Source organism: Streptomyces sp. iso_384 (genome assembly GCF_056172905.1).
The window spans coordinates 5,738,102-5,760,470 of the sequence record NZ_JBWBTT010000001.1; the positions used below are offsets into that span (position 1 = coordinate 5,738,102).

General features: G+C 66.3%; 12 protein-coding genes, 1 tRNA gene and 3 rRNA genes. 3 read left to right on the top strand and 13 right to left on the bottom strand.

Features of this window, described 5'->3' with window-relative positions; translation table 11 throughout:
• Positions 1–15: 15 nt before the first annotated feature.
• The 7 genes from AC0VY3_RS25650 to thyX all read right to left on the bottom strand — a co-directional run bounded on the left by AC0VY3_RS25650 (position 16) and on the right by thyX (position 9,697).
• A tRNA-Thr gene (locus AC0VY3_RS25650) sits at positions 16–88 on the bottom strand.
• Between the two features lie 222 nt (positions 89–310).
• Positions 311–427: ribosomal RNA gene (rrf, locus tag AC0VY3_RS25655) — 5S ribosomal RNA — on the bottom strand.
• A gap of 78 nt (positions 428–505) precedes the next feature.
• Positions 506–3,630 (bottom strand): 23S ribosomal RNA (locus AC0VY3_RS25660).
• 302 nt (positions 3,631–3,932) lie between these two features.
• Positions 3,933–5,458: ribosomal RNA gene (locus AC0VY3_RS25665) — 16S ribosomal RNA — on the bottom strand.
• The 16S, 23S and 5S rRNA genes sit together here with 1 tRNA gene alongside, the layout of an rRNA operon.
• A 633-nt stretch (positions 5,459–6,091) precedes the next feature.
• Positions 6,092–7,777 carry a ribonuclease J gene (locus AC0VY3_RS25670; protein WP_103511627.1) on the bottom strand — a complete coding sequence of 562 codons (1,686 nt, stop codon included), beginning with the start codon at positions 7,775–7,777 and terminating at the stop codon, positions 6,092–6,094.
• 130 nt (positions 7,778–7,907) lie between these two features.
• A complete protein-coding gene (dapA, locus tag AC0VY3_RS25675) occupies positions 7,908–8,807 on the bottom strand; it encodes a 4-hydroxy-tetrahydrodipicolinate synthase (protein ID WP_103511626.1) in 900 nt (299 codons plus the stop codon).
• Between the two features lie 152 nt (positions 8,808–8,959).
• Positions 8,960–9,697 carry an FAD-dependent thymidylate synthase gene (gene thyX, locus AC0VY3_RS25680; RefSeq protein ID WP_103511628.1) on the bottom strand — a complete coding sequence of 246 codons (738 nt, stop codon included), beginning with the start codon at positions 9,695–9,697 and terminating at the stop codon, positions 8,960–8,962.
• Positions 9,698–9,893: 196 nt separating this feature from the next.
• Between thyX and AC0VY3_RS25685 the strand changes: the two genes are divergently transcribed.
• Both AC0VY3_RS25685 and AC0VY3_RS25690 read left to right on the top strand, forming a co-directional pair.
• Positions 9,894–10,133, top strand: coding sequence for a hypothetical protein (locus tag AC0VY3_RS25685; RefSeq protein WP_103511625.1), 240 nt, complete (start codon positions 9,894–9,896; stop codon positions 10,131–10,133).
• Between the two features lie 125 nt (positions 10,134–10,258).
• Entirely contained in the window at positions 10,259–10,810 is a 552-nt protein-coding gene (locus AC0VY3_RS25690) for a hypothetical protein (RefSeq protein WP_103511624.1), read from the top strand.
• Between the two features lie 117 nt (positions 10,811–10,927).
• On the opposite strand, the gene AC0VY3_RS25695 is transcribed toward AC0VY3_RS25690, so the two are convergent.
• From AC0VY3_RS25695 to eccD, 6 genes are all read right to left on the bottom strand, one after another.
• The gene (locus AC0VY3_RS25695; protein ID WP_475550697.1) at positions 10,928–11,443 is read right to left on the bottom strand and encodes a tetratricopeptide repeat protein; all 516 of its coding nucleotides are present in this window, start codon (positions 11,441–11,443) and stop codon (positions 10,928–10,930) included.
• 11 nt (positions 11,444–11,454) lie between these two features.
• A complete protein-coding gene (dapB, locus tag AC0VY3_RS25700; protein WP_103511622.1) occupies positions 11,455–12,207 on the bottom strand; it encodes a 4-hydroxy-tetrahydrodipicolinate reductase in 753 nt (250 codons plus the stop codon).
• Positions 12,208–12,224: 17 nt separating this feature from the next.
• Entirely contained in the window at positions 12,225–13,604 is a 1,380-nt protein-coding gene (locus AC0VY3_RS25705; RefSeq protein ID WP_242737046.1) for a M16 family metallopeptidase, read from the bottom strand.
• The gene (locus tag AC0VY3_RS25710) at positions 13,601–15,814 is read right to left on the bottom strand and encodes a polyribonucleotide nucleotidyltransferase (protein WP_030810377.1); all 2,214 of its coding nucleotides are present in this window, start codon (positions 15,812–15,814) and stop codon (positions 13,601–13,603) included. Before AC0VY3_RS25710 ends, AC0VY3_RS25705 begins: the two co-directional genes overlap by 4 nt.
• 330 nt (positions 15,815–16,144) lie before the next feature.
• A complete protein-coding gene (gene rpsO / locus AC0VY3_RS25715; protein WP_030085294.1) occupies positions 16,145–16,435 on the bottom strand; it encodes a 30S ribosomal protein S15 in 291 nt (96 codons plus the stop codon).
• Positions 16,436–16,642: 207 nt separating this feature from the next.
• Positions 16,643–18,115, bottom strand: a complete 1,473-nt coding sequence (eccD, locus tag AC0VY3_RS25720; protein WP_475550698.1) for a type VII secretion integral membrane protein EccD — start codon at positions 18,113–18,115, stop codon at positions 16,643–16,645.
• 186 nt (positions 18,116–18,301) lie between these two features.
• On the opposite strand from eccD, the gene eccCa reads away from it, so the two are divergent.
• Complete coding sequence (gene eccCa / locus AC0VY3_RS25725; protein ID WP_242737042.1) at positions 18,302–22,267, top strand: type VII secretion protein EccCa; 3,966 nt, start codon at positions 18,302–18,304, stop codon at positions 22,265–22,267.
• Positions 22,268–22,369: the final 102 nt, after the last annotated feature.

The following is a 22,369-nucleotide window of genomic DNA, read 5'->3' on the forward strand; positions in this document are numbered from 1 at the left end:
TTTCGTTATGTTCTGAGCCCCAATGCGGAATCGAACCGCAGACCTTCTCCTTACCATGGAGACGCTCTACCGACTGAGCTATTGGGGCCTCGTTGCGCTGTGGCAACGAGGTAAACCATACACGGGATCCGGAGATGCTCATAATCGCGCCCGGCCCCCGCCTGACGGCTCCGCACCCTCTCCCACCAGGCCATACGGTCAGGGTGCAAGGCGCTCGGGGTACCGGCCCCGTGCAGCACAGGCCGGCCGATCGCACCTGGAACGCAGGAAAGCCCCGCACCAAAAGGTGCGGGGCTTTCCCGGAAAAATTGTTCGGCGGCGTCCTACTCTCCCACAGGGTCCCCCCTGCAGTACCATCGGCGCTGAAAGGCTTAGCTTCCGGGTTCGGAATGTAACCGGGCGTTTCCCTAACGCAATGACCACCGAAACACTATGAAAATTTGAACACCGGATGTTTACACGGCTGTTCATTATTTCAGAACTAACACAGTGGACGCGAGCAACTGAGGACAAGCCCTCGGCCTATTAGTACCAGTCAGCTCCACCCGTTACCGGGCTTCCACATCTGGCCTATCAACCCAGTCGTCTACTGGGAGCCTTAACCCTTCAAGAGGGTGGGAATACTCATCTCGAAGCAGGCTTCCCGCTTAGATGCTTTCAGCGGTTATCCTTTCCGAACGTAGCCAACCAGCCATGCCCTTGGCAGGACAACTGGCACACCAGAGGTTCGTCCGTCCCGGTCCTCTCGTACTAGGGACAGCCCTTCTCAATATTCCTACGCGCACAGCGGATAGGGACCGAACTGTCTCACGACGTTCTAAACCCAGCTCGCGTACCGCTTTAATGGGCGAACAGCCCAACCCTTGGGACCGACTCCAGCCCCAGGATGCGACGAGCCGACATCGAGGTGCCAAACCATCCCGTCGATATGGACTCTTGGGGAAGATCAGCCTGTTATCCCCGGGGTACCTTTTATCCGTTGAGCGACAGCGCTTCCACAAGCCACTGCCGGATCACTAGTCCCGACTTTCGTCCCTGCTCGACCCGTCGGTCTCACAGTCAAGCTCCCTTGTGCACTTACACTCAACACCTGATTACCAACCAGGCTGAGGGAACCTTTGGGCGCCTCCGTTACTCTTTAGGAGGCAACCGCCCCAGTTAAACTACCCATCAGACACTGTCCCTGATCCGGATCACGGACCCAGGTTAGACATCCAGCACGACCAGAGTGGTATTTCAACGACGACTCCACAACCACTGGCGTGGCCGCTTCAAAGTCTCCCACCTATCCTACACAAGCCGAACCGAACACCAATATCAAACTATAGTAAAGGTCCCGGGGTCTTTCCGTCCTGCTGCGCGAAACGAGCATCTTTACTCGTAGTGCAATTTCACCGGGCCTATGGTTGAGACAGTCGAGAAGTCGTTACGCCATTCGTGCAGGTCGGAACTTACCCGACAAGGAATTTCGCTACCTTAGGATGGTTATAGTTACCACCGCCGTTTACTGGCGCTTAAGTTCTCAGCTTCGCCGACCCGAAAGTCAGCTAACCGGTCCCCTTAACGTTCCAGCACCGGGCAGGCGTCAGTCCGTATACATCGCCTTACGGCTTCGCACGGACCTGTGTTTTTAGTAAACAGTCGCTTCTCGCTGGTCTCTGCGGCCACCCCCAGCTCACCGAGTAAATCGGATCACCAGTGATGGCCCCCCTTCTCCCGAAGTTACGGGGGCATTTTGCCGAGTTCCTTAACCATAGTTCACCCGAACGCCTCGGTATTCTCTACCTGACCACCTGAGTCGGTTTAGGGTACGGGCCGCCATGAAACTCGCTAGAGGCTTTTCTCGACAGCATAGGATCATCCACTTCACCACAATCGGCTCGGCATCAGGTCTCAGACTATATGCACGACGGATTTACCTACCGTGCGTCCTACACCCTTACCCCGGGACAACCACCGCCCGGGCTGGACTACCTTCCTGCGTCACCCCATCGCTTACCTACTACAAGTCTGGTTCATCGGCTCCACCACTACCCTCAACTCCGAAGAGATCGGGCCGGCTTCACGGACTTAGCATCGCCTGATTCAGTACTGGGCGTTTCAAAGCGGGTACCGGAATATCAACCGGTTGTCCATCGACTACGCCTGTCGGCCTCGCCTTAGGTCCCGACTTACCCTGGGCAGATCAGCTTGACCCAGGAACCCTTAGTCAATCGGCGCACACGTTTCTCACGTGTGTATCGCTACTCATGCCTGCATTCTCACTCGTGAACCGTCCACAACTCGCTTCCGCGGCTGCTTCACCCGGCACACGACGCTCCCCTACCCATCCACACAGGCGTTGGCCCTATATGTGTGAATGACACGACTTCGGCGGTACGCTTGAGCCCCGCTACATTGTCGGCGCGGAATCACTTGACCAGTGAGCTATTACGCACTCTTTCAAGGGTGGCTGCTTCTAAGCCAACCTCCTGGTTGTCTCTGCGACTCCACATCCTTTCCCACTTAGCGTACGCTTAGGGGCCTTAGTCGATGCTCTGGGCTGTTTCCCTCTCGACCATGGAGCTTATCCCCCACAGTCTCACTGCCGCGCTCTCACTTACCGGCATTCGGAGTTTGGCTAAGGTCAGTAACCCGGTAGGGCCCATCGCCTATCCAGTGCTCTACCTCCGGCAAGAAACACACGACGCTGCACCTAAATGCATTTCGGGGAGAACCAGCTATCACGGAGTTTGATTGGCCTTTCACCCCTAACCACAGGTCATCCCCCAGGTTTTCAACCCTGGTGGGTTCGGTCCTCCACGAAGTCTTACCTCCGCTTCAACCTGCCCATGGCTAGATCACTCCGCTTCGGGTCTAGAGCGTGCAACTCAAACGCCCTATTCGGACTCGCTTTCGCTACGGCTTCCCCACACGGGTTAACCTCGCTACACACCGCTAACTCGCAGGCTCATTCTTCAAAAGGCACGCAGTCACGACTGACAGCACAAGTACTGCCAGCGACGCTCCCACGGCTTGTAGGCACACGGTTTCAGGTACTATTTCACTCCGCTCCCGCGGTACTTTTCACCATTCCCTCACGGTACTATCCGCTATCGGTCACCAGGGAATATTTAGGCTTAGCGGGTGGTCCCGCCAGATTCACACGGGATTTCTCGGGCCCCGTGCTACTTGGGTGTCTCTCAAACGAGCCGTTAATGTTTCAGCTACGGGGGTCTTACCCTCTACGCCGGACCTTTCGCATGTCCTTCGCCTACATCAACGGTTTCTGACTCGTCTCACAGCCGGCAGACTATGAAAGAGAGATCCCACAACCCCGAATGCGCAACCCCTGCCGGGTATCACACGCATACGGTTTGGCCTCATCCAGTTTCGCTCGCCACTACTCCCGGAATCACGGTTGTTTTCTCTTCCTGAGGGTACTGAGATGTTTCACTTCCCCTCGTTCCCTCCACACTGCCTATGTGTTCAGCAGCGGGTGACAGCCCATGACGACTGCCGGGTTTCCCCATTCGGAAACCCCCGGATCAAAGCTTGGTTGACAGCTCCCCGGGGACTATCGTGGCCTCCCACGTCCTTCATCGGTTCCTGGTGCCAAGGCATCCACCGTGCGCCCTTAAAAACTTGGCCACAGATGCTCGCGTCCACTGTGCAGTTCTCAAACAACGACCAGCCACCCATCACCCCACCCTTCACAGGCGAGTTCACTGGGGCCGGATCAGAAGGACAGCCATTCCGGCCGCACCCTCAGACACCCAACAACGTGCCCGACACAACCGATCTCTCACCACGTTCCACGCCGAAGCAGTACTAGCAGTAATCAACCTGTCGTGCCGAATAGTCAACGTTCCACCCATGAGCAACCAGCACCGAACATTCGCCGGTGTACTGGCCTCTGACCAAACCGAAGCCTGGTAAGAAGTGCTCCTTAGAAAGGAGGTGATCCAGCCGCACCTTCCGGTACGGCTACCTTGTTACGACTTCGTCCCAATCGCCAGTCCCACCTTCGACAGCTCCCTCCCACAAGGGGTTGGGCCACCGGCTTCGGGTGTTACCGACTTTCGTGACGTGACGGGCGGTGTGTACAAGGCCCGGGAACGTATTCACCGCAGCAATGCTGATCTGCGATTACTAGCAACTCCGACTTCATGGGGTCGAGTTGCAGACCCCAATCCGAACTGAGACCGGCTTTTTGAGATTCGCTCCGCCTCGCGGCATCGCAGCTCATTGTACCGGCCATTGTAGCACGTGTGCAGCCCAAGACATAAGGGGCATGATGACTTGACGTCGTCCCCACCTTCCTCCGAGTTGACCCCGGCAGTCTCCTGTGAGTCCCCATCACCCCGAAGGGCATGCTGGCAACACAGAACAAGGGTTGCGCTCGTTGCGGGACTTAACCCAACATCTCACGACACGAGCTGACGACAGCCATGCACCACCTGTATACCGACCACAAGGGGGGCACCATCTCTGATGCTTTCCGGTATATGTCAAGCCTTGGTAAGGTTCTTCGCGTTGCGTCGAATTAAGCCACATGCTCCGCTGCTTGTGCGGGCCCCCGTCAATTCCTTTGAGTTTTAGCCTTGCGGCCGTACTCCCCAGGCGGGGAACTTAATGCGTTAGCTGCGGCACCGACGACGTGGAATGTCGCCAACACCTAGTTCCCAACGTTTACGGCGTGGACTACCAGGGTATCTAATCCTGTTCGCTCCCCACGCTTTCGCTCCTCAGCGTCAGTAATGGCCCAGAGATCCGCCTTCGCCACCGGTGTTCCTCCTGATATCTGCGCATTTCACCGCTACACCAGGAATTCCGATCTCCCCTACCACACTCTAGCTAGCCCGTATCGAATGCAGACCCGGGGTTAAGCCCCGGGCTTTCACATCCGACGTGACAAGCCGCCTACGAGCTCTTTACGCCCAATAATTCCGGACAACGCTTGCGCCCTACGTATTACCGCGGCTGCTGGCACGTAGTTAGCCGGCGCTTCTTCTGCAGGTACCGTCACTTTCGCTTCTTCCCTGCTGAAAGAGGTTTACAACCCGAAGGCCGTCATCCCTCACGCGGCGTCGCTGCATCAGGCTTTCGCCCATTGTGCAATATTCCCCACTGCTGCCTCCCGTAGGAGTCTGGGCCGTGTCTCAGTCCCAGTGTGGCCGGTCGCCCTCTCAGGCCGGCTACCCGTCGTCGCCTTGGTAGGCCATTACCCCACCAACAAGCTGATAGGCCGCGGGCTCATCCTTCACCGCCGGAGCTTTTAACCCCGTCCCATGCGGGACAGAGTGTTATCCGGTATTAGACCCCGTTTCCAGGGCTTGTCCCAGAGTGAAGGGCAGATTGCCCACGTGTTACTCACCCGTTCGCCACTAATCCACCCCGAAAGGCTTCATCGTTCGACTTGCATGTGTTAAGCACGCCGCCAGCGTTCGTCCTGAGCCAGGATCAAACTCTCCGTGAATGTTTACCCGTAATCGGGTGCACACATCACGAGAGCGGAACAACCGGTCGGAATAAGACCCGCTGTTCACAACGTCCTCGCTGTGTAATTGCCTACCCGGTCACCGAAGTGAACCCGGTAGGACTTTCAAAGGAACCACCAACCTGCCGAAGCAGGCCGGGGTATCAACATATCTGGCGTTGACTTTTGGCACGCTGTTGAGTTCTCAAGGAACGGACGCTTCCTTCGGTCCCGTTTCACCGGGGCCCTCCGGGCGCTTCCCTTCGTTCTTGCGTTTCCGACTCTATCAGACTCTTTCGTGTCCGATTCCCGGCCGAAGCGGGTCAAGCAGTTCTCGCTTTCCAGGTCCTTCGCTTTCGCGTTTTCCCTTTCCAGCGGTTCCAACTTTACCAGACTCTTTTTCGTTCCGTTTCCGGTCCGAATTCGATTTCCGGTGGCCTGTGGAGTGGCCTTGCCTTTCGGCGGATCCGACTTTATCAGAGATTCTGAGTCGGAATTCCCGCCTCGTTCGGGAGTTTCCAGGCGCATGAGTGCGCGCGGTGCTTCCCGTTCAGGCGGAGACGTAAACGTACTGGAGCGGGGCTCCCCGATGCAAATCGAGGGCCCCGCTCCAGGTCAGGCGGTTGCGAGGGGTCAGACCTCGACGACGACCGGAAGGATCATCGGGCGCCTACGGTACGTGTCGGAGACCCACTTGCCGACGGTCCGGCGGACCATCTGCTGGAGCTGGTGGGGCTCCATCACGCCGTCCTGTGCCGACTTGTCCAGGGCTTCCTGGATCTTCGGGGTCACTCCGACGAAGGCGTTGTCGTCGATGCCGGAGCCGCGGGCCTGGATGTGGGGGCCGCCCACGATCTTGCCCGAGGAGCTGTCGACCACGATGAAGACCGAGATGATGCCCTCGTCGCCGAGGATGCGGCGGTCCTTGAGGGAGGTCTCGGTGACATCGCCGACGGAGAGGCCGTCGACGTAGACGTAACCGGCCTGGACCTTGCCGACGATCTTGGCCTTGCCGTCGATGAGGTCGACGACCACGCCGTCCTCGGCGATGACGATGTGGTCCTTGGGTACGCCGGTGAGCGCGCCCAGCTCGGCGTTGGCCCGCAGGTGGCGCCATTCGCCGTGGACCGGCATCAGGTTCTTCGGCTTGCAGATGTTGTAGAAGTACAGCAGCTCGCCGGCCGAGGCGTGGCCCGAGACGTGGACCTTGGCGTTGCCCTTGTGGACGACGTTGGCGCCCCAGCGGGTCAGGCCGTTGATCACGCGGTAGACCGCGTTCTCGTTGCCGGGGATGAGGGACGACGCCAGGATCACCGTGTCGCCGGGAACGATCCGGATCTGGTGGTCGCGGTTGGCCATCCGGGAGAGGGCGGCCATCGGCTCGCCCTGCGAGCCCGTGCAGACCAGCACGACCTCGTCGTCCGGGAGGTCGTCGAGGGTCTTGACGTCGACGACCAGGCCCGCGGGCACCTTCAGGTAGCCGAGGTCGCGGGCGATGCCCATGTTGCGGACCATCGAGCGGCCGACGAAGGCGACCCGACGGCCGTACTCGTGGGCGGCGTCCAGGATCTGCTGGATGCGGTGCACATGGCTGGCGAAGCTCGCCACGATGATGCGCTTCTGGGCGTTCGCGAACACCGTGCGCAGGACGTTGGAGATGTCCCGCTCCGGCGGTACGAAGCCGGGAACCTCGGCGTTCGTGGAGTCGGAGAGGAGGAGGTCGATGCCCTCCTCGCTCAGCCGGGCGAAGGCGTGCAGGTCGGTGAGACGGCCGTCCAGCGGAAGCTGGTCCATCTTGAAGTCACCGGTGGCCACGGCCATGCCCGCGGGGGTGCGGATGGCGACGGCCAGCGCGTCCGGGATCGAGTGGTTGACCGCGATGAACTCGCAGTCGAAGACACCGATGCGCTCGCGCTGCCCTTCCTGGACCTCCAGGGTGTACGGGCGGATGCGGTGCTCCTGGAGCTTCGCCTCGATGAGCGCGAGGGTCAGCTTCGAGCCGATGAGCGGGATGTCCGGCTTCAGGCGCAGCAGATACGGGACACCACCGATGTGGTCCTCGTGGCCGTGCGTGAGGACGATGCCCTCGATGTCGTCCAGGCGGTCCCGGATCGTGGTGAAGTCCGGGAGGATCAGGTCGATGCCCGGCTGCTCCTCTTCGGGGAAGAGGACGCCGCAGTCGACGATGAGCAGGCGGCCGCCGTACTCGAAGACCGTCATGTTGCGGCCGATCTCGCCCAGGCCGCCGAGCGGGGTGACCCGCAGGGCGCCCTTCGGGAGCTTCGGCGGGGTACCGAGTTCAGGATGCGGATGACTCAAAAGACTCTCCTTACCACGCACGCCACGTACCGCTGAGGCACGTGGCGCGCATGTCATTCGTGCACTTGCTGTTGTCTTGGGGTGATGCTCGATGCGAGTCGCCTCGCGTGTTCAGTTGTGAAGTCTGTGATCAGAGCTGTACCCCGCCGGCGGCGAGATCGATCTTGAGCTGGGCCGTCTCCTGGGCGGTGAGCTCCACCAGGGGCAGGCGCAGCGGTCCGGCAGGGAGGCCCTGGAGGGTCAGGGCGGCCTTCGTGGTGATGACCCCCTGGGTGCGGAACATGCCCGTGAAGACCGGGAGCAGCTTCTGGTGGATCTCGGTGGCCTTCTGGACGTCACCGCTCAGGTGCGCCTCGATCAGGGCCCGCAGCTCCGGGGTGACCATGTGGCCGACCACGGAGACGAAACCGACCGCGCCGACCGAGAGGAGCGGCAGGTTGAGCATGTCGTCGCCGGAGTACCAGGCCAGTCCCGATTCGGCGATGGCCCAGCTGGCGCGGCCCAGGTCGCCCTTGGCGTCCTTGTTCGCGACGATCCGCGGGTGGTCGGCCAGCCGGACGAGGGTCTCGGTGTCGATCGGGACGCCGCTGCGGCCGGGGATGTCGTACAGCATCACGGGCAGGCCGGTGGAGTCGGCGATGGCCGTGAAGTGCCGGAGCAGGCCCTCCTGCGGCGGCTTGTTGTAGTACGGCGTGACGGCGAGCAGGCCGTGGGCGCCTGTGCGCTCGGCCGTCCGGGCGAGCTCGACGCTGTGGCGGGTGTCGTTGGTGCCGATGCCGGCGACGACATGCGCCCGGTCGCCGACCGCTTCGAGCACCGCTCGTACGAGCTGGTCCTTCTCCGTGTCACTGGTGGTCGGGGACTCACCGGTGGTGCCGTTGACGATCAGGCCGTCATTGCCTGCGTCCACCAAGTGGGCGGCGAGCCGCTGGGCGCCGTCGAGGTCGAGAGCGCCGTCCGCCGTGAAGGGCGTGACCATAGCGGTGAGGACCCGCCCGAAGGGGGTCTGCGGAGTGGAGATCGGAGCCATGGGTAACACGCTACTCGCTGCTCAGCGCGCGGGGTCCCCTCGGGGGGACGGGGAAGAGGAGCCCGGCACTGCCTGCTCGGGGGTTCAAGCAGTGCCGGGTCCGTTTGATCAGCCTAGATGAACTTCTCGAAACGCCGCAATACGGACACCGCCTACGGGGCTACGCGTCCATTTTTGTTGAAGGCCGCATGAGTCAGCGGCATGAGCTGCTCCCAGTGGGCTTCCATCTGCTCGCCGACCATCTCGATCTCGCGCTGCGGGAAGGACGGGACCTTCGCCAGCTCGTGCTGCGTGCGCAGGCCGAGGAAGTGCATCAGGGAGCGTGCGTTGCAGGTGGCGTACATCGAGGAGAACAGGCCGACCGGCAGGACCGCGCGGGCGACCTCACGGGCCACGCCCTCCGCCAGCATCTCCTGGTAGGCCGCGTAGGAGGCCCGGTAGGACTCCTCCATGGCGCGGGTGGTGACGTCGTACTGCTCCTCGGTGCCCTCGACGAAGACGTACTTGCCGGGGCGGCCCTGCTGGACCAGCTTGCGGGAGGTTCCGGGCACGTAGAAGACCGGCTCCAGCTCCCTGTAGCGGCCCGATTCCTCGTTGTACGACCAGCCGACGCGGTGCCGCATGAACTCGCGGAACACGAAGATCGGGGCGCTGACGAAGAAGGTCATCGAGTTGTGCTCGAACGGGCTGCCGTGCCGGTCCCGCATGAGGTAGTTGATGAGCCCCTTGGAGCGCTCGGGGTCCTTCGTGACCTCTTCGAGCGACTGCTCGCCGACGGTGGAGACCCGGGCGGCGAACAGCACGTCCGCGTCGCGCGCGTCGCTCTTCACCAGCTCGACGGTGACATCGCTGCGGAAGTGGGGCTTTGCGGGTTCGGGGGTGTCGGTCACCGACAGGGGTCCTTCCAGGGGCATCGCTCGGGCGGCGACCACTTTACGGGCCGAGGGACCGTGCAGGTACGTCGCGGTCTCGGGCAGCCGTTCGTGGAGTTCCCCCAACAAGTACGGCGATTCGGGCACCGATTCGGGCTGTCGTACGTCTGACTCAATAGCAGCACCCGTCATGCAGATCAAGGAGAGTTTCCTCATGTTCCGCCGGCGTGAAGCCGTCCCGTTCTCGTTCGTCGCCGAGTCCGACCGATTCCGCAGTAATGTCACTCCCCCTCCCTCCGCCCGCGTCACCGTTCCCGAGCTGCTGGGGCGGTCCCTCGTCGGGCTGACCGTGGTCGCCGGTCTCGTGGGCTCACTGCTGCTGGGGCTTCCGGCCCTCGACTCCGGGCAGTCCGCGCAGCACGGCAAGCAGTCCACCGCGTCCCAGGGCCGCTGACTCCCCCGTCGTCGGCCACGTGAGCCGCTGACTCGTACGGACCCCCTGGGGTGGTCGGGTCGGTGGCACCCTCGGTAGCCTCACCGGGCACAGCAATCGAGCGTGCTTGTGAGTGAGGATGAGTCGTGCCCCTGCCCTTTCTGACGGCCGACCGCGCATTCGATGCGAGCGCGGAGGACGTTGCGCTGCCGTTCGACGACCACGACAGCTGGCGGCGGCCCTACCGCCCCGGCCCGTGGCGGGTCGCGGCGGCGGCCACCCTGTTGTTGCTGGCCTCGTTCGTTCTGCTCGCGGCCATGATCATCGGTGTGGCCGGAGCGCCTTCGGGCGCCACCGTGTGTCTGGTTCTGGCCGGTGCGGTGATCGCCGCTGCCCTGCGGTTGCTGCGGGTCGGCGCGTGGGTCAGCCGCCACGGTGTGCGGCGTGTCGGCTTCTTCGTGACCACCACGGTGGCCTGGAGCGGCACGTCGGCGGTTCGTACGGTCCAGCAGCCCGTGAAGTGGATGGGCTTTCCCCGTACGGTCCAGGGCCAGGCGCTCGTCGTGGTCCGGCGGAGCGGTGAGACGCTGCCGCCGCTGGCCACCGATCACAACGCGGATTTCCTCGGGCGTGAGGAAGCGTTCGAGCGGGCGACGGATGCGGTGGAGGCCTGGGCGGATGAGTATCGGCAGGGGTGAGGTTCTTCCTGCCGTCGCCTGTACGTGAGTGAGCCCGGGGCCGTTTGTCGGTCCCGGGCTCATCTGCGTACGGCGGGAAAGATGTCCTCGATCGCCGGACGGGCTTGATCGGTGTCCTCAAGCACCGGACGGGCTGGAGGGTGCGGGGGTGTCCGGTGCGCTGGAGGGGGCGGGATGAGCTGAAGGGGAGCGCGGGCCGGAGCGGTGCAGGGCGATGGCCCTCTGCATGGCCTTGCGGGCTCTGGGGGTGTCCCTCGCGTCCTGGTAGGCGACCGCCAGTCTGAACCAGGTGCGCCAGTCGTCCGGGGCGTCCTCGGTCTCCTCGCGGCGCTTGGTGAAGACCGCGTCCGCCGCGTCCCGGTCGATGCGTCCGGACGGCGTGCGGGCCAGGTCGTCGACCGGCAGGCCGCCCTCCGCGTCCAGCTCGGCCGCCAGGGCGTTGGCGCGGCGGACGAACTGGGTGTTCTTCCAGAGGAACCAGACGCCGATCACCGGCAGGATCAGCACGGCGATGCCGAACGTGACCGTGACGAGCGTGCCGTGCCGGATGAGCATCAGGCCGCGGCTGCCGACCAGGACGAAGTAGAAGACCAGGACGGCGGCCGTGACGAGGTAGGTGATCTTTGCGCGCATGGTGGGCTCAGTCAGTTCAGGTCGAGGAAGTGTTCCAGGCCGAACGTGAGGCCGGGAGTGGTCGCCACGCGGCGGACGCCGAGCAGGATGCCCGGCATGAAGCTGCTGTGGTGCAGGGAGTCGTGGCGGATGGTGAGCGTCTCGCCCTCGCCGCCGAGGAGCACTTCCTGGTGGGCCAGCAGGCCGCGGAGCCGGATCGCGTGGACCGGGACGCCGTCGACGTCCGCGCCGCGCGCGCCGTCCAGGGCGGTGGCGGTGGCGTCCGGCTGGGGCGCGCTGCCCGCCTCGGCGCGGGCCGCCGCGATGAGCTGGGCGGTGCGGGTGGCGGTGCCGGAGGGGGCGTCGGCCTTGTTGGGGTGGTGGAGCTCGACGACCTCGACCGATTCGAACCAGCGGGCTGCCTGCGCCGCGAACTTCATGGTCAGGACGGCGCCGATGGAGAAGTTCGGGGCGATCAGGACGCCCGTCCCCGGGGAGTTGTCCAGCCAGGTGGTCAGCTGCGCGAGCCGTTCGTCGGTCCAGCCCGTGGTGCCGACGACGGCGTGGATGCCGTGCCGGACGCAGAAGTCGAGGTTGCCCATCACCGATGCGGGGGTGGTGAGCTCGACGACGGCCTGGGCGCCCGCGTCGGCGAGGGTCTCCAGCTTGTCGCCGCGGCCCAGGGCCGCCACCAGCTCCAGGTCGTCGGCGGCCTCGATCGCCCGTACGGCCTCGGAGCCGATACGGCCCTTCGCACCGAGAACGGCTACGCGCAGCTTACTCATGGTGATTCCTTAAGGGATTAGGAGACCGCTTCGTCGAGGCGGTCCGCCTGCTTGTCCTTGAGCGGGCCGATGACCGAGAGCGAGGGGCGGTGGGTGAGGAGCTCGCCCGCCACCTCCCGTACGTCGTCGGGGGTGACCTCCGCGATGCGGGCCAGCATGTCGTCGACCGACATCTGCTCGCCCCAGCACAGCTCGCTCTTGCCGATACGGTTCATCAGCGCGCCGGTGTCCTCCAGGCCGAGGACGGTGGAGCCGGAGAGCTGCCCGATGGCGCGGGCGACCTCGTCGTCGTCCAGGCCGTGTGCGGCGACCCGGTCCAGTTCGTCGCGGCAGATCTTCAGGACGTCGTGGACCTGGCTGGGCCTGCAGCCCGCGTACACCCCGAAGAGGCCGCAGTCGGCGAAGCCCGAGGTGTAGGAGTACACGCTGTAGGCCAGGCCGCGCTTCTCCCGGACCTCTTGGAAGAGGCGCGAGCTCATGCCGCCGCCGAGGGCGGTGTTGAGGACGCCGAGCGCCCAGCGGCGGTCGTCGGTGCGGGCAAGGCCGGGCATGCCGAGGACCACGTGGGCCTGCTCGGTCTTGCGGTTGAGCAGCTCGACCTTGCCCGCGGTGCGCAGGGTGCGGGAGCCCTCGCGGGGCGCCATGGGCACCGCGTCCGTACGGGAAAGGGCGCCGGCCTTCTCGAAGGCCTTGCGGACCTGGCGTACGACCGTGGCGTGGTCGACGTTGCCCGCGGCGGCGACGACCAGGTGCGTGGGGTCGTAGTGCTTCTTGTAGAAGCGGGCGATCTGGCCCCGGTTCAGCGCGTTGATCGTGTCGACGGTGCCGAGGACCGGGCGGCCGAGGGGGGTGTCGCCGAGCATGGTGTGCGCGAACAGGTCGTGCACGCAGTCGCCCGGGTCGTCCTCGGTCATCGCGATCTCTTCGAGGATGACGCCGCGCTCGGCGTCGACGTCCTCGGGGGCGATCAGCGAGCCGGTCAGCATGTCGCAGACGACATCGATGGCCAGCGGCAGGTCGGTGTCCAGGACCCGCGCGTAGTAGCAGGTGTACTCCTTCGCCGTGAAGGCGTTCATCTCTCCGCCGACCGCGTCGATCGCGGAGGAGATGTCGAGGGCGGTGCGCTTGGCGGTGCCCTTGAAGAGGAGGTGTTCGAGGTAGTGGGTCGCGCCGTTCAGGGTGGGCGTCTCGTCGCGGGAGCCGACGTTCGCCCAGATGCCGAAGGTGGCGGACCGGACGGAGGGCAGGGTCTCGGTGACGATCCGCAGACCGCCGGGGAGGACGGTCCGGCGGACCGTTCCGATGCCGTTGCTGCCCTTGAGAAGCGTTTGGGTACGGGCGACGGCCCGCCCCTCCGAGGAGGTGCGGGCCGTCGTCGCGGAACTACGGGACGTCACTTGTCGGTGTCGTCCTTCTTCTCGTCCTCTTCGCCCTCGATGACGGGGATGAGGGAGAGCTTGCCGCGGGAGTCGATCTCGGCGATCTCGACCTGGACCTTGGCGCCGACGCCGAGCACGTCCTCGACGTTCTCCACGCGCTTGCCGCCGGCGAGCTTGCGGATCTGCGAGATGTGCAGCAGACCGTCCTTGCCCGGCATGAGCGAGACGAACGCACCGAAGGTGGTGGTCTTGACGACCGTACCCAGGTAGCGCTCGCCGACCTCCGGCATGGTCGGGTTGGCGATCGCGTTGATCGTGGCGCGGGCGGCCTCGGCCTGCGAGCCCTGCTGGGCACCGATGTAGATGGTGCCGTCGTCCTCGATCGTGATGTCGGCGCCGGTGTCCTCCTGGATCTGGTTGATCATCTTGCCCTTGGGGCCGATGACCTCACCGATCTTGTCCACCGGGATCTTGACGGTGATGATCCGCGGGGCGTTCGGGGACATCTCGTCCGGGACGTCGATGGCCTCGTTCATGACGTCCAGGATGTGCAGACGCGCGTCACGGGCCTGCTTCAGCGCGGCGGCCAGGACCGAGGCGGGGATGCCGTCGAGCTTGGTGTCGAGCTGGAGCGCGGTCACGAACTGCTTGGTGCCGGCGACCTTGAAGTCCATGTCGCCGAAGGCGTCCTCCGCACCGAGGATGTCGGTGAGGGCGACGTAGTGGGTCTTGCCGTCGATCTCCTGCGAGATCAGGCCCATGGCGATACCGGCGACGGCGGCCTTGAGGGGCACACCGGCGTTCAGCAGCGACATGGTGGAGGCGCAGACCGAGCCCATGGACGTCGAGCCGTTGGAGCCCAGCGCCTCGGAGACCTGGCGGATCGCGTAGGGGAACTCCTCGCGCGTCGGCAGGACCGGCACGATGGCGCGCTCGGCGAGCGCTCCGTGGCCGATCTCGCGGCGCTTGGGCGAGCCCACGCGGCCGGTCTCGCCGACGGAGTACGGCGGGAAGTTGTAGTTGTGCATGTAGCGCTTGCGGGTCACCGGGGAGAGGGTGTCCAGCTGCTGCTCCATCCGGAGCATGTTGAGGGTGGTGACGCCCAGGATCTGGGTCTCGCCACGCTCGAACAGCGCCGAGCCGTGCACGCGCGGGATGGCCTCGACCTCGGCGGCGAGCGTACGGATGTCCGTGACGCCACGGCCGTCGATGCGGACCTTGTCCTTGATGACGCGCTCGCGGACCAGCTTCTTGGTCAGCGCGCGGTACGCGGCGGAGATCTCCTTCTCGCGGCCCTCGAAGGCCGGGAGCAGCTTCTCGGCGGCGATCTCCTTGACGCGGTCCAGCTCGGCCTCGCGGTCCTGCTTGCCGGCGATGGTGAGCGCCTGCGTCAGCTCGGAGGTGACGGCCTTGGCGAGCGCCTCGAAGACGTCGTCCTGGTAGTCCAGGAAGACCGGGAACTCGCCGACCGGCTTGGCGGCCTTGGAGGCGAGGTCGGACTGGGCCTTGCAGAGCGCCTTGATGAAGGGCTTCGCGGCGTCCAGACCGGCGGCGACGATCTCCTCGGTGGGAGCCTCGGCGCCGTCCTTGACGAGCTGGATGGTCTTCTCGGTGGCCTCGGCCTCGACCATCATGATCGCGACGTCGCCGTCCTCCAGGACGCGACCGGCGACGACCATGTCGAAGACGGCGTCCTCGAGCTCGGTGTGCGTCGGGAACGCGACCCACTGGCCCTTGATCAGGGCGACGCGGGTGGCGCCGATCGGGCCGGAGAAGGGCAGGCCCGCCAGGATGGTGGAGCAGGAGGCGGCGTTGATCGCGACCACGTCGTACAGGTGGTCGGGGTTGAGCGCCATGATCGTCTCGACGATCTGGATCTCGTTGCGCAGGCCCTTCTTGAAGGAGGGGCGCAGCGGGCGGTCGATCAGGCGGCAGGTGAGGATCGCGTCCTCGGAGGGCCGGCCCTCACGGCGGAAGAAGGAGCCGGGGATCTTGCCGGCCGCGTACTGCCGCTCCTCGACGTCCACCGTGAGGGGGAAGAAGTCGAGGTTGTCCTTGGGCCGCTTGGAAGCGGTGGTGGCCGACAGCACCATGGTGTCGTCGTCCAGATACGCGACGGCGGAGCCGGCGGCCTGCTTGGCCAGGCGGCCCGTCTCGAAGCGGATGGTGCGGGTGCCGAAGGTGCCGTTGTCGATGACGGCCTCGGCGTAGTGGGTCTCGTTCTCCACTAGTGATTTCTCCATACTCGTCGTCTTTCGTCCGCACGCCCGTATGGCGCGGGACGGTGCGGGAGAGGCGCACCGTGGATGCGGGCCGGTCTTCGATCGAAGCTCCCGGGCATGTTCCCGGGGGCCACTACCGAGGACCGGCGGCGGCGTCGTAGCGCCTCTCCCTCGTTCTTGCTCGTTCCTGCGGGTCGCGCGTGATGCGTCGCGCGGGTCTTGCGGGTCGTGCGGGTGTCGCTACGCCCAGGTTACTGAGCTTGACACCGGTCGTGCACGTACGGCAAAGGGAGCGGTCCCCTCGAACGCGGGCACCGCTCCCTTTCCACAGCGTCCTTACTTGGCGCCGCCGGCCGCGCCACGACGGATGCCGAGGCGGTCGACGAGCGCACGGAAGCGCTGGATGTCCTTCTTGGCCAGGTACTGCAGGAGGCGGCGACGCTGGCCGACCAGGATCAGCAGACCACGACGGGAGTGGTGGTCGTGCTTGTGCGTCCGGAGGTGCTCGGTCAGGTCCGAGATCCGGCGGGAGAGCATGGCGACCTGGACCTCGGGGGATCCGGTGTCACCCTCCTTCTGGGCGAACTCGGACATGATCTGCTTCTTCGTAGCGGCGTCGAGCGGCACGCGTACTCCTCTTGGTGTTCGAAGCGCCCACGAGTGCCCCTGGTCTTGATCTCAGGAGAGCTTCCGTGACTCGGAGGCGAAGGTCCGATGAGCGCAGCCCCCAGGATGATCCGAGGACGCGTACACAAACGGCCACGGGACAGACTACCAGCCGTCCGGGTCATGCCCCGCCGCCCGCCGCTGGTCAGGCGGCGGGGCGGCGGGTGATCAGCCGGTGAGGGCGCGGGCCCGGACGAAGACGTCGAGGACCGCCAGGCAGAGCGGGACCAGTGAGAGCAGCACCACGCTCTCGGTCAGGTCGAGGAGACGGCCCCAGAACGGTGAGAGGCCCTTGCGCGGGATGACCAGGCCGATCGCGGTGAGCAGGGCGGCTCCGGCGGCGACGGCGGCGGAGAGCCAGATCGTACGGATGTCCAGGGCGCCGCGGTCGCCGTAGCGGACCAGCTCGTACAGGAGGTCGGTCGGCGGGTTCAGGGAGAGGCCGAGGACGAGGAGCCCGATGGCCCCGATGCCGGCCACCAGGACGCAGGCGACCTGGGAGGTGTAGCGGAAGAGGCGGGCGCGCAGCAGCATGGCGAGGCCCGCGGCCAGGGCGAGGATCTGGCCCCAGATGCTGTCGGAGAAGCCGAGGACGGCGGCCGAGCCGACGACCACGGCCGCGCAGCCGCCGACGAGGCCGAGGAGCATCTCGTGGCCGCGGCGGGCCTGGGCGGCGATGCGCTCGGCGTCCACGGGCTCCGGGTCGCCCTCGGGGGTGTTCGGGTCGGTGTCGTCGTAACCGGCCGGAGCGGTGCGCGGCGAGGCGTAGCCGATGGGCAGGCGTGCGAAGCGGGCGGAGAGGCCGGGCAGGAAGGCGACGAGTCCGAGGGCGACGGGGGCGCAGACGGCGGCGGTCTCGGTGGCGGAGGCCTCGGTGAGGATCGCGACGAAGGTGGCCAGGGTGCCGACGGTGGCCAGGAAGGTGGTCGCGACGAAGGGCGCGTCGCCACTGGGGGTCAGGGCGACCAGGACCACCGAGGCGATCAGCACGGCGACGCAGCCGAGCAGGAACTGCAGGCGGCCGGGCCCCTGGCCGGCGTCCGGGCCGATGATTCCGGAGCCGGCGATGAGGACGAGCGGGAGGGCGCCGAGGCCGAGGGCGACGGCGGTGGAGCGGTCGCCGTAGACCCGGGCGCGTACGCCGGCGAAGGCGGTGAGGAGCAGCCCGGCGGATCCCGCGATGATCCCGGGCAGGCTGTGCATGTCGTGGCGCACCGGGTCGGCGAACCAGATCACGAAGGCCATCAGGACGAGCAGCAGAACGCCGCCGACCAGGCCCGCGCCGCGCAGGAGTTCGTCGCTCCACAGGTGGCGGTCTCGGGTGACGGCGGAGGCGACGGCGTCGGAGACGTCGTCGAAGACCGCGGGCGGCAGCGACTGGGCGAAGGGGCGCAGGCTGAGGATCTCGCCGTCGAGGACCTGCTGGGCGCCGAGGCTGCGGGCGCCGTCCAGAACCGTTCCGTCGCGGCGGACGAGGTGGTAGCCGGTGGGTGTTCCGGCGGCCTGGGTCTGGCCCGTGAGACGCAGGATCTCGGGGTAGACGTCGGCGACGGCGATGTCTTCGGGCAGGGCGACGTCGATCCGGCTGTCGGGTGCCACGACGGTGACGCGGCAGAAGCCCGTAGCTGCGGTCGTACTCACGTGTCTGGTCCCCCTGATTCGCGGTTGCGCACGGTGCGCGCGCCACCCTACCGGGAGGGTGCCGGGCGGCCTGCAAGTAGGATCGCCGTCGCGCGGACGGAAGTTGTGCGCGCACGCAGCCACGGGGGCGTCGGTGCGGATCAAGACCGGCCTTCCGCCCGTCCGTATCGAGGGATTGATGTTCCGGTGAGCCAGATCGTCGTGAAACGACCTCCGCGGTCCCTGCCGCCGGAAGTACCGGCGGACGAATTGACGTTGGAGACCCCTCCGGAGCTGCCGCGCGGGCAGCAGGAGGGCATGCTGATGCAGATCCTGCCGGTGCTCGGCATGGGCTCGTCGGTGGTCTTCTTCTTCTCTCCGCAGGCCCCTCCGTTCATGCGGATCATGGGTGTTCTGATGCTCGTCTCGACGGTCGGCATGGTGGTCGCCCAGCTTGTCCGGTATCGCCGCGGTACGCAGGGGCAAATGGCAGATGTCCGCCGTGACTACCTCAAGTACCTGGCGCAGACGCGGCGCACGGTCCGGCGGACGGCGCGCAAGCAGCGCGATGTGCAGCTGTATCTGCACCCGTCCCCCGAGCAGTTGTGGTCGGTGGTGGCGGAGGGCTCCCGGCTGTGGGAGCGGCGCGTGGGCGACAAGGACTTCGCGCAGGTGCGGATCGGCCTCGGCGCACAGCAGCTGTCGACGCCGCTGGTCGCTCCGGACACCGCGCCGGTGGACGAGCTGGAGCCGATGTGCGCCGGCGCGATGCAGAGGTTCCTGGCGGTGCACGGATCGCTGGACGGGCTGCCGATGGCGGTCTCGATGCGGGCCTTCTACCACGTGACGGTCTCCGGTCATCCGGAGGCGGCGCAGTCCACGGCGCGTTCGATGGTGGCGCAGCTGGTGACGCTGCACTCCCCCGAGGATCTGATGGTGGCCGTGGTGGCGGCCCCGGGTGCGGTGGAGCGCTGGGACTGGACGAAGTGGCTGCCGCACGCGCAGGTGCCGGGTCAGATCGACGGGGCCGGTACGAAGCGGCTGTTCGGCGACGACCTCGGGGAGCTGGAGCAGCTGCTGGCCGGCCGTCTGGAGGGCCGGCCGCGGTTCGGCCGGGACAGTCAGCCGGTGCTGGACCAGCCGCACATCGTGGTGGTCCTGGACGGCGGGATGGTGCCGCCGGACTCGCTGTTCGCGGCGGCCGAGGGACTGCAGGGCGTGACCATCGTCGAGGTGATCTCCGGCGATCTGGACGAGCAGCGCGGCGGTCTGTCGGTGGTGGTACGACCGGGACTGCTGCGGCTGGAGTCGGGGGCGGGTCTGGCGTACGAGGGTGTGCCGGACACCCTGTCGCTGCCGGCCGCCGAGGCGCTGGCCAGGCAGCTGGCGCCGCTGCGGACGGGCGGGGGCGACGACGACGAACCGCTGCTGGCGAACCTGGACTTCACGGATCTGCTGAATCTGGGTGACGCGGGTTCGGTCGATGTGGCGCGTACCTGGCGGCCCCGGTCGGTGTCGGAGCGGCTGCGGGTGCCGATCGGTATCGGCGAGGGCGGCGCGCCGGTGATGCTGGACCTCAAGGAGGCCGCGCAGGAGGGCATGGGACCGCACGGGCTGTGTGTCGGCGCGACGGGTTCCGGCAAGTCGGAGTTGCTGCGGACGCTGGTGCTGGGTCTGGCGGTGACGCACTCGTCGGAGACGCTGAACTTCGTGCTCGCGGACTTCAAGGGTGGCGCGACCTTCGCCGGTATGTCCCAGATGCCGCATGTGGCGGCGGTCATCACGAACCTGGCGGACGACCTGACGCTGGTGGACCGCATGGGCGACGCGATCCGCGGTGAGCTCCAGCGGCGGCAGGAACTGCTGCGATCGGCGGGCAACTACGCCAACATCCACGACTACGAGAAGGCGCGGGCCGCGGGCGCGGCGCTGGAGCCGCTGGCCTCGCTGGTTCTGGTGATCGACGAGTTCTCCGAACTCCTCACCGCCAAGCCGGACTTCATCGACATGTTCATCCAGATCGGCCGGATCGGCCGTTCGCTGGGTGTGCATCTGCTGCTGGCCTCGCAGCGTCTGGAGGAGGGCAAGCTGCGCGGTCTGGACACCTATCTGTCGTACCGGATCGGTCTGCGGACCTTCTCGGCGTCGGAGTCGCGTACGGCGCTGGGTGTGCCGGACGCGTACCACCTGCCGTCGGTGCCGGGTTCCGGCTATCTGAAGTTCGGTACGGACGAGATGACCCGCTTCAAGGCGGCGTACGTGTCGGGGACGTACCGCACGGGCGGTGCGGATCTGTCGGTGGGGCAGCTGTCGGTCGACCGGCGGCCGGCGGTGTTCTCGGCCGCGCCGGTCCCGGTGGTGTACCGGGCGCCGGATCCCGAGCTGCTGGCCGCGGAGGCGGCGCGGGCGCAGGCGGAGGACGACGCGCTGGCGGACACCGTGCTCGATGTGATCGTGCGGCGGCTGGAGGGCCAGGGGGTGCCGGCGCATCAGGTGTGGCTGCCGCCGCTGGACCGGGCGCCGACCCTGGACCAGCTGCTGCCGGGGCTCGCGCCGACGGCGGACCGGGGGTTCACCTCGACCGAGTACACGCGTCCGGGCGGGCTGGTCGTGCCGCTGGGTCTGATCGACAAGCCGTTCGAGCAGCGGCGTGAGGTGCTGTACCGGGACTTCTCCGGTTCGGCCGGTCATCTGCTGATCGTGGGTGGTCCGCAGTCCGGCAAGTCGACGCTGGCGCGTGCGCTGATCTCGTCGTTCGCGCTCACGCACACCCCGGCCGAGGTGCAGTTCTACGGGCTGGACTTCGGTGGTGGCGGCATGGTCTCGCTGGAGGGGCTGCCGCATGTCGGCGGGATGGCCTCGCGGCTGGATCCCGAGCGGGTACGCCGTACGGTCGCCGAGGTCGCGGGGATCCTGAACCGGCGCGAGGAGTTCTTCCGGGCCAATTCCATCGACTCCATGGCCACCTATCGGCGCAGGCGTGCCCGTGGTGAGCTGCCCGGTGAGGCGTGGGGCGACGTGTTCCTGGTCATCGACGGCTGGAGCGCGTTCCGGACCGAGTACGAGATGCTGGAGGAGGTCGTCACCGATCTCGCCTCGCGCGGCCTCGGGTACGGCATCCACCTGATCGCCACGGCGGCGCGGTACATGGAGATGCGCGCGGCGCTGAAGGACCAGATGCTGGGCCGGCTCGAACTGCGTCTCGGTGACACCATGGACTCCGAGTTCGACCGCAAGGTCGCGGCGAACGTCCCCACGGGGGTGCCGGGCCGCGGTCAGGTGCCGGAGAAGCTGCACTTCATGGGTGCGCTGCCACGTATCGACTCGGTCAGCGACGCTGCGGACCTGTCGGAGGGCACGGAGGCGTTCGTCTCCACGCTGAAGGCCAACTGGTCGGGCCCGTCGGCGCCCGCCGTACGGCTGCTGCCGCGCAAGCTGGACGCGGACCGGTTGCCGAAGGGGTTCGAGTTCCCGGAGCGGGGCATCGCGATCGGCATCGACGAGACGGCGCTGGAGCCGGTGTTCGTCGACTTCGAGACGGATCCGTTCTTCCTGATCTTCGGCGACAGCGAGTCGGGCAAGACGAACCTGCTGCGGCTGATCGCCAAGCAGATCGCGGAGCGCTACTCCCCCGACGAGGCGAAGCTGGTCGTCGGCGACTACCGCCGGGCGCTGCTGGGCGCGCTGCCGGAGCAGCATCTGCTGGAGTACGCGCCGATGGCGAGCTCGATGCAGATGCACATGGAGGCGCTGGCCGGGGTGTTCTCCCGGCGGCAGCCGCCGACGGACGTGACGCCGCAGCAGCTGCGCGACCGCAGCTGGTGGACCGGTCCGCAGATCTTCATCATCGTGGACGACTACGACCTGGTGGCGACGAACGCGGGCAACCCGCTGGCGGCGCTCGGGGAGTATCTGCCGTTCGCCCGGGACACCGGGGTGCGGTTCATCATCGCGCGCAGTTCGGCGGGTGCGTCGCGGGCGATGTACGAGGGGTTCATGCAGCGCATCAAGGAGCTGGGCGCGCAGGGTGTGGTGCTCTCGGGCGATCCGGCCGAAGGCGATCTGATCGGCACGGTGCGCGGCCACGCGATGCCGCCGGGGCGCGGGTACTTCGTCTCGCGGCGGCGCGGGGCGCCGATGGTGCAGATCGGGCGGCTTCCGGAACAGCACTGAGACAGACCCGAGACCCGGGGCCGTACACCGGAACGATGTACTGGTGCCCGAGGGATGATCCAACGGTGCGTACGAAGGGCCGCACCGGCCATGACCGGCGGA